At 71.1% G+C, this 7,938-nt stretch carries 8 protein-coding genes and 1 pseudogene; 8 read left to right on the forward strand and 1 reads right to left on the reverse strand.

The genetic code is table 11. The annotated features are described in order from the left end of the window. The 4 genes and pseudogenes from VF665_RS25560 to VF665_RS25575 form a co-directional block, all read left to right on the forward strand. Positions 1-339 (forward strand): annotated as a pseudogene (locus VF665_RS25560) (hypothetical protein); the annotation flags it as partial. A gap of 111 nt (positions 340-450) precedes the next feature. Beyond that, entirely contained in the window at positions 451-1,464 is a 1,014-nt protein-coding gene (locus VF665_RS25565) for a hypothetical protein (protein WP_331056332.1), read from the forward strand. A gap of 113 nt (positions 1,465-1,577) precedes the next feature. Beyond that, complete coding sequence (locus VF665_RS25570) at positions 1,578-2,771, forward strand: AI-2E family transporter (RefSeq protein WP_331056333.1); 1,194 nt, start codon at positions 1,578-1,580, stop codon at positions 2,769-2,771. Positions 2,772-2,908: 137 nt separating this feature from the next. Continuing rightward, positions 2,909-4,015, forward strand: a complete 1,107-nt coding sequence (locus tag VF665_RS25575) for a DUF1611 domain-containing protein (RefSeq protein ID WP_331056334.1) — start codon at positions 2,909-2,911, stop codon at positions 4,013-4,015. Between the two features lie 233 nt (positions 4,016-4,248). Here the strand turns inward: VF665_RS25575 and VF665_RS25580 are convergent, their stop codons facing one another. Beyond that, positions 4,249-4,530 (reverse strand): oxidative damage protection protein, encoded by a 282-nt coding sequence (locus VF665_RS25580; RefSeq protein ID WP_331056335.1) that lies wholly within the window; start codon positions 4,528-4,530, stop codon positions 4,249-4,251. A gap of 103 nt (positions 4,531-4,633) precedes the next feature. Between VF665_RS25580 and VF665_RS25585 the strand changes: the two genes are divergently transcribed. From VF665_RS25585 to VF665_RS25600, 4 genes are all read left to right on the forward strand, one after another. Further along, the gene (locus VF665_RS25585) at positions 4,634-4,837 is read left to right on the forward strand and encodes a hypothetical protein (RefSeq protein ID WP_331056336.1); all 204 of its coding nucleotides are present in this window, start codon (positions 4,634-4,636) and stop codon (positions 4,835-4,837) included. A gap of 96 nt (positions 4,838-4,933) precedes the next feature. Then, complete coding sequence (locus VF665_RS25590; protein ID WP_331056337.1) at positions 4,934-5,467, forward strand: hypothetical protein; 534 nt, start codon at positions 4,934-4,936, stop codon at positions 5,465-5,467. A gap of 266 nt (positions 5,468-5,733) precedes the next feature. Beyond that, positions 5,734-6,861 carry a ribonuclease D gene (locus VF665_RS25595; protein ID WP_331056338.1) on the forward strand — a complete coding sequence of 376 codons (1,128 nt, stop codon included), beginning with the start codon at positions 5,734-5,736 and terminating at the stop codon, positions 6,859-6,861. Positions 6,862-6,901: 40 nt separating this feature from the next. Then, positions 6,902-7,135 carry a hypothetical protein gene (locus tag VF665_RS25600; protein ID WP_331056339.1) on the forward strand — a complete coding sequence of 78 codons (234 nt, stop codon included), beginning with the start codon at positions 6,902-6,904 and terminating at the stop codon, positions 7,133-7,135. The last annotated feature ends 803 nt before the right edge of the window (positions 7,136-7,938 follow it).

Genomic DNA, 7,938 nt, shown 5'->3' on the forward strand with positions numbered 1-7,938 from the left:
AAGGCGCTGGAGGCCGGCGGCAGCGCCGACGTGGAGTACCGGCTGCTGGAGATGAAGGCGCAGATGGGGATCCTCCCTCCGGGGGAGGCCGCGCCACCCGCCGCGCTCCCGCAGAGCGGCGGCGACGCCCGCCGTCTGGGCGCGGGGCAGAGCATGGGGCAGGACCTGTCCGTGCACGACGCGGAGCTGGTGGATGACGACGCCGGCGCGCAGACCGCCGCCGAGCGCACCGCCTACGCCCCGCCCCCGCCAGCGCCCGCCGCGGACGCCACCCGCGCGCAGCCGCCCGCGCCGGACGGCGACCTGGCCGCCCAGATCGACGCGCTCAACCGCGCCTGATCCGCGGCGATACCCGGAACCGCCGCCGCCTGCCCGCGGCGGCGGTTCGCGTTTTCCGCGGGATCGCTCTCCGATATGCTTTCCCGGTCCACCCTTGCCATCGCGAGACCGATGAACCCGACTGTCCGCGCAGCCCTCCTCGCGGGCGCGCTGCTCGCGGCGTCCGCCCCCGCCGCCGCGCAGGCGAACGTGATCCGCATTCCCGGCAAGGTGGTGGAGGTCATCGGGCTGGAGGAGTGGACGGTGGCGATGCTGCAGGATTCCCTGCGGGCGCACGGGGAGGTGTCGCTGGACTCGCACGCCTGCGCGGCCGTGCTGCAGGAAAAGCTCGGCTTTCCGGTGGCCACGTCCAGCAGCTACCGGTTCGCGGGCGACACGGTGGAGCACGTGGTGGTGACGCTGGTGGAGCCGGGGGCCGCCGCCCGGGTGCGCCGGCTGAAGCTGGGCGCCGACACCCTGACCCTCGTCCCCGAGTGGGGTGCCGCGCGCGGCGCGCTGGGCCGGTGGGCCGGCGTCTTTCTGACCGCCGTGCAGATGAACGACGCCCGGGACCCGCTCCCGGAGCCGTTCCGGAAGGACAGCGCCGGCTTTCGGCTGGCCTGGGCGTTTCTGGATGCGCACGGAACGGCGGCGGACCGTGCCCTGGCGCGCCGCGTCCTGCGGGCGGATTCGGGAATGTACAGCCGGGTAATCGCGGCGTCGCTGCTGGGCCGCGCGCCCGCGGAGGCCACGGACGGGGACTGGCACGCCGCCGTACGCGCCACGCGCGACACCGAGGACCGGGTGGCCGCCGCCGCGGGGATGTCGCTGGCGGCCCTGGCCCGGGCGCCGCGCCGGGTGGACTGGGCGCCCGCCGTGAACGACGTGCACGCGGTGCTGGACGGCGCGTCGCTCTGGCACCTGGACGAGGTGATGGCGGCGCTGGTCGCGTCGGGCGCGGATTCGCGGTGGGCCGCGCCCTTTCTGGCCGGCGGCGGCCACGCGGTGCTCGCGCGGCTGCAGTCGTCCAGCCCGCGGGTGCGCGGCCCCGCGCACCGCCTGCTCGTGGCGCTGCGCGGGGAGGACCTGGGAGCGGACGAGGCGGCGTGGCGCGCGTGGGTGGGCTCGCTGCGGCGGGCGGAATAAACGGATGCAGGATGCGGCGTGCGCCACGGTTGGCGCACTCCGCTCCGGATTGATAGCTTGAGCGGGACCGGCGATCCAGCCGGTCCCGCTCTTCTCGTTCCGCCGCGATCCGCATGAGCCCGCAGCCGCCCGCCCGCGAGCACGCCCAGCCCCGGCCGTCGCCGTACGCCATCCTGGCCGCCACGGTAGGGACGCTGCTGCTGCTGTACTTTCTGTTCAGCGTGGCGGAGGTCATGCTGCTGCTCTTTGTGGCGGCGCTGTTCTCCCTCTACCTCGCCGCGATCAGCGACGTGCTGGAGGAAAAGCTGCGGCTGCCCCGCGCGCTGGGCATCCTGTCCGCACTGCTGCTGACGGGGATCGCCGTTACGGTGATCACCTGGCTCATCGTGCCGCCGGTGGCGCGGCAGACGCAGGCGCTCATCACCGCCCTCCCCGGCCTCATCCAGGTGTGGACGGCGGGGCTGCGCGACCTGGTGGCGCGCTATCCACTGCTGGCGGCGGTGCTTCCCCCGGAGCGGCTGAGCGCGCAGCTCGCCACCGTGGCGGAAAACGCGGGGCAGTACGCGGCGGGGCTGTTTCCCGTGGTGTTCGATACGCTGCACCTGCTCATCAACCTGGCCAGCGTGATGGTGATGGGCATCTACATGGCGCTGCGGCCCCGGGTGTACGCCGAGGGCATCGTGTCGCTGGCGCCGCCGGTGCACCGCGAACTGGTGCGCGACATCCTGTCGGACCTCGCGGTCTCGCTGCGCGCGTGGATCGGCGGGCAGCTGCTGGCCATGGTGTTTCTGGGCGTGCTGACGTGGATCGGGCTGGTGCTGCTGGACGTGCCGTTTGCGCTGGCGTTCGGCGTCTTCACCGGCGTGGTGGTGATGGTGCCCTTTTTCGGCAGCCTGGTGTCCACCCTGCTCCCCGCGCTGTTCGTGCTGGGCCAGGGCGGCCCGCTGCACGCGCTGGGGGTGGTGGCGCTGGGCGTGGTGATCCACATCATTGAAGCCAACTTCGTGCACCCGCTCATCATGGAGCGGCGGGTGCACCTGCCGCCGGTGCTCACCATCATGAGCGTGCTGGTGATGGCGGACCTGCTGGGGCCGTTCGGGCTGGTGGTGGCCGTTCCCGTGCTGGCGACGGTGATGGTGATCACGCGGCGCATCTACGTGCACCGGCTGCTGGAGGGCAAGGGATTCCGCCGCTTCGTGCGCGACGCGCCGTCGGAGGTGCGCGTCCCCGAATCCGCTGTGCGCGTGGACCCCGGCCCGCTCAGCATCCCCGCCATTCTGGAGCAGGCCGGCGCCGCGCCGCGCTGAGCGTCCGCGCGCCGGACGGCAGACCGCCAGGAAATGCCGGAGCCGGCGACCGCCGCCGCCGGCTCCAGCACTCTCGTACTCTCGTACTTTCGTACTTTCGTACTTCTTCTCTCCCCGACCCTTTTCGCCACACCCGGATGCAGCCCGACCTTACGACTTACCGCTACCTGATCCTGGCCGAGGGACAGTTCGGCCCGCTGACCAGCAAGACGGCCAACAGCGCCGTCCGCTTTCTTCCCGACCGCGTGGTGGGCGTGGTGGATTCCACCCACGCCGGCAGGACCGTGCAGGACGTGCTCGGCTTCGGGGGCGAGCTGCCGGTGCTGGCGTCGCTGGATGAGGGGTTGCGGCTGGAGCCCACCGCGCTGCTGATCGGCATCGCGCCGCAGGGAGGGGCGTTGCCGGAGTCGTGGCGTCCGGCGCTCACGGCCGCGATCTCCGCGGGGCTGCACATTGTGGCCGGCCTGCACGCGTACCTGGGCGACGACGCGGAACTGGCGGCGCTGGCGGCGGAGCACGGCGTGCGCATTCACGACCTGCGCCGCCCGCCGGAGGGGCTGCCGGTGAGCCACGGCCGCGCGCGCACCGTGGACGCCTACTCCGTGCTGACCGTGGGCACGGACTGCAACATCGGCAAGATGACGGCGGGGCTGCGCATCCGCGACGCGCTGCGGGCCCGGGACGCGCGCGTGGGCTTCGCGGCCACGGGGCAGACGGGGATCCTGATCGAGGGCTGGGGAATCGCGGTGGACGCCGTGGTGGCGGACTTCATCGGCGGGGCGGCGGAGCAGCTGGTGCTGCGGGCCGCGGAGGGGAACGACATCGTGCTGGTGGAGGGGCAGGGCTCGCTCGTGCATCCGGGCTACAGCGGCGTCACCCTGGGGCTGCTGCACGGGTCGATGCCGGACGGGATGATCCTGTGCCACCAGCCCACGCGCACCTGCCCGTACGGCGCGGGCAACCCGTACTCGTGGATGCGGCTCCCCACCGTGCCGGAGATGATCCGCATCTGCGAGAGCGCCATCGCCCCGCTGCGCCCCGCGCCCGTGATCGGCGTCTCGCTGGTGACGTTCGACATGGATGAGGCCGAGGCGCTGGACGAGATCGCGCGCATCCACGAACTCACGGGGCTGCCCACCACGGATCCCGTCCGCTTTGGCCCCGACGCGCTGGCCGACGCCATCCTGCGCGCCGCGGAAGGCAAGCGCGCCGCGTGGCCCCGGCTGGTGGACGCGACGGTGTGACGCCGGGGGCAGCGAGGAACGGAAAAGCCCCGCCGGAGAGCGGGGCTTTTTCAGTCCATGGAGCGCGGCGCGGTCAGCAGCAGCAGTCGGCCTTGCAGCAGCAGTCCTCGCCGCAGTCGCCTTCGCAGCAGCAATCGGTGCAGCAGCAGTCCGTAGTGTTGTTCAGCATGTGCTCTCTCCAGTTGCGTGGTCGGTACGCGTACCGTGATCATGACGCGGGCGAGGCCCCGGCGTCACCACTGAATGGTGCCCTGCTTGCTGGTATCCACCTGCTCCGCGTCTTCGCCGCCGCCGAACAGGAACTTCTCCGTCTGTTCGTACAGAAAGGTCTTGGCTTCGGGTTCGCGTACGTTGAGCCCGTAGTGGTTGATCAGCATGGTCTGCTGCTTGAGCCACTGCGCCCAGCAGTCCTGGCACACGGAGGCGTGAATCCGCTTGCCAAGGTCGTTGTTGAAGGGCGCAAACGCCAGCCCCGGCTTCGTCTGCCCGCAGCGCGCGCAGGTCACGTCGGCCATTGGTCGTTATCCCCAGCGAGAGTGTGTCCGCGCCGCGCGGGCGCGTTGCCGCCGCAAATGTAACCGCGCGCGCCGCATGCGGCCAACCACCAGACCCGAGATCATGCCCGATCCCATCCCCGCGCGCCTCTCCGACGACGGCCGCACCGCTACCTGGAACCCCGCCGCAACCTTTGCCGCGCAGGTTCTGGTCCGCGTCCGCGCCGCGTCGGGCGAGGTAGAGGAGCGCCGGTCGATGAACAGCGGCCGCGCCCGCGTGCGCGAGAATGAGCGCATCGAGGCGATCCTGGCGGACGAGGTGCTTTGAAACCGGGTCGACTGACCCGCGTGCCCGCCGCCTCCGCGCCGCAGATTGCCCCGGTCGCGGCAGGGCGCCGCGGCACGTGAACCTGCGAGGTGCACCATGATCAAACGCCTGATCCTGTCCATGCTGGCCCGCGCGGAACGGCAGTTCCGCCTGCCGGGCTCCATGGACTATATGCGCATGATCGCCGGCCAGTCCACGCCGGCGTTCTTGAAGTTCTCCCTCTTCCTCCCCCTATCCGCGCACCGGACCCGCGTGCCGGTGGAGGTGTGGTTCGCCGCGCGGCTGGCCGCCACCCGCGCCCAGGACTGCGGCACCTGCGTGCAGATGGTGGTGAACGACGCGCTGAACCGCCGCGTGCCGCCCGCCCTGGTGCGCGACGTGGTGGCGCAGCGGATGGACGCGCTCCCGGCGGCGGTGGCGGATGCGTACGCCTTTGGGCGCGCGGTGGCGGAACAGGACGTGATGGCCGACGTGCTGCGCGAGCGGATCATCGAGCGCCACGGCGAGGGCGGGCTGGTGGAGCTTTCCATCGCCATCGCCAGCGCGCAGGTGTTTCCCATCACCAAACGCGCGCTGGGCATGGCGCAGAGCTGCAGCCTCGTCGCGGTGGAAGTGCCCGCCCCGGCCTGACCCGGCCCCGCCGACCGCTGCGCATCGCCTGACCTTCTCAACTGCCCCTCACGCGAGGAACGCGGAGGTCGCCGGGAACCGGAACGGACGGAGAACACAACGAGGAGGAACGGATCGGAAATCATCTACCCGGTCAGTTCCTCCTATTCCCTATTCCCTATTCCCTATTCCCTGCAGTTCCCGGACTTTCCGCCGCGCCGACCCCCGAGACCTTGCGACAAACCCCCAGCAGCACGAACTTGCGCGGTTCCCTCACGACCGGCGACATGGATTACGAACTGATCGAAGACCCCGCGCGGCTGCGCGCCCTGGTGGATGAACTGCGCGCGGAGCCGCTGCTGGGGGTGGATACGGAAGCCGCGGGGTATCACCGCTACTTCGACCGGCTGAGCCTGGTGCAGATTTCGTCGCGCACCACGCACTGGCTGGTGGACCCGTTCGCGGTGGGCGACCTGTCGCCGCTGGGCGAAGTGCTGGGCGATCCGGCGATCGAAAAGATCTTCCACGACGCGGACTACGACGTCCGCATCCTGGACCGCGACGCGGGGCTGCACCTCTCCGGCCTGTTCGACACGCAGATCGCCGCGGCGTTCCTGGGCGAAAAGCAGCTGGGGCTGGGCAACATCGCCGAGAAGTACCTGGGCCTCAAGCTGCCCAAGGAATTTCAGCGGGCAGACTGGGCCGAGCGCCCGCTGAGCGAGGGGATGAAGCAGTACGCCGCGTCCGACACGGCGCACCTGCCCGAGCTGCGCGACCGGCTCAAGGCGGCGCTGGAAGAGCGCGGCCGCATGCACTGGGCGCAGGAGGAGTTCGTGCGCCGCGAGGGGACGCGCTGGACGGAGCCGGAGGACGGGCGCGAGGCGTACATGCGCACCAAGGGCGCGCGCGACCTGTCGCCGCGCGGGCTGGCGATCCTGCGCGAGCTGCACGAGTGGCGCGAAGGGGTAGCCCGCGAGCGCGACCAGGCGACGTTCCGCATCCTGGGCAACCAGGCGCTGATCGAGATGAGCGCGTCGCCGCCGCAGAGCGTGCGCGACCTGCCGTCGGTCAACGGCATCAGCGAAGGGCTGGCGCAGCGCCGCGGGCGCGACATCATGGCGGCGGTGGAGCGCGGGCTGGCGGTGCCGGACGCCGAGCTTCCCCGCTGGCCCCGTTCGCCGCGCTGGGAGCGCGACCCTGAGCAGGAGGCGCGGGCGGAGACGCTGCGCGACGCCCGCACCCGGGCGGCCGAGGCGCTGGAACTGGACCCGGGCTTTCTGATGTCGCGCGCGCTGCTGGACGAGCTTGCCCGCCTGCAGCCGCGCACCCGCGAAGAGCTGGAGCGGGTGCCGGGGATCCGCGCCTGGCAGGTGGAGGCCGTGGGCGACGTGATGCTCAAGGCGCTGAACCGCTGACCGGCGCAACCGAGAACCGACCTACCGAACGAGACGTGTGATGAGAAGCATCAACGACGATCACGGGCGCGCCTGGGAAGCGCTGGCGCTCCCCATCAAGGTGGCGCACCTGCGCGACGGCGCCCGGCTGGCGTTCCGGCACGAAGGCGAGCAGGTGACCTCCGCCATCGACTTCAACAGCATCGAGGCGGCGAACTTCGCCATCGAGACGATGAGCGAAAAAGAACTGCGCCGCCGCCTGGAGTGGGCCAAGACGGCCGCCGGCGTGGCCTGACATCGCGGAACGGCGAACCCGCGCGGTGCGCGGGAACCGCGGGAAAAGAACCGGAGGAGCGGGACGCCTGTCGTCCCGCTCCTCCGGTTCTTTCGTGCCGATCCTGGAGACGGCGTCGCGACGAGCACGCCCGTTCTCACGGGAAAGTAGATCCTTCGTCGGCGCCAGGTCTCGGCGCAACCGGCACTTCGGCCGGCGCCTCCTCAGAGCGGGTCGAGAAACACGCTTGTCGTAACGCCTCGGCCCGTGAGTGTCATTCTGAGAGCGTGTTGAGAAACACGCTTGTGGTAGCGCCTCGGCCTGTGAGTGTCATTCTGAAGGAGGCGCCGGCGGGGCCGATCCTGTGCTCCCGCTCTGGCGCCGACTGAAGAATCCCGCCACACGGCACCCGACGCACGACCGGTTGCGTGGCGCGCTCCCGACCCGCGTACGCCGCGAGGAGGCCGGGGGACGCCGCGCCGGGCAGCGGCCGCACGGATGCTTCGGTCCGGGATCCTTCAGTCGCACGAAGTCTGGCGTGAGTGGACGGTCCAGTGCGCTGCTCCTTCAGGATGACACTCACGCGCCGAGGCGGCAGAAAGTGGGTTTCTCAACGCCCTCACAGGATGACGAGTTCTTGAGGTCAACGGAGTTGTGAGCGGAGGACGGTTGCGGCGGTGGCACGCGAACGAAATCAGCCAACGCCGCCGGCACTTGGGCCGGCTCCTTCTCAGGGTGACGGGTTCTGCGGGTCACCGGCAGGGTCAACGGAGGACGATGTGCGGAGTCGGTGCGCGGAAGAAGTCAGCCCCGGCGGACCGAGG

Source organism: Longimicrobium sp. (assembly GCF_036387355.1).
In the GTDB taxonomy this organism is placed as follows: domain Bacteria; phylum Gemmatimonadota; class Gemmatimonadetes; order Longimicrobiales; family Longimicrobiaceae; genus Longimicrobium.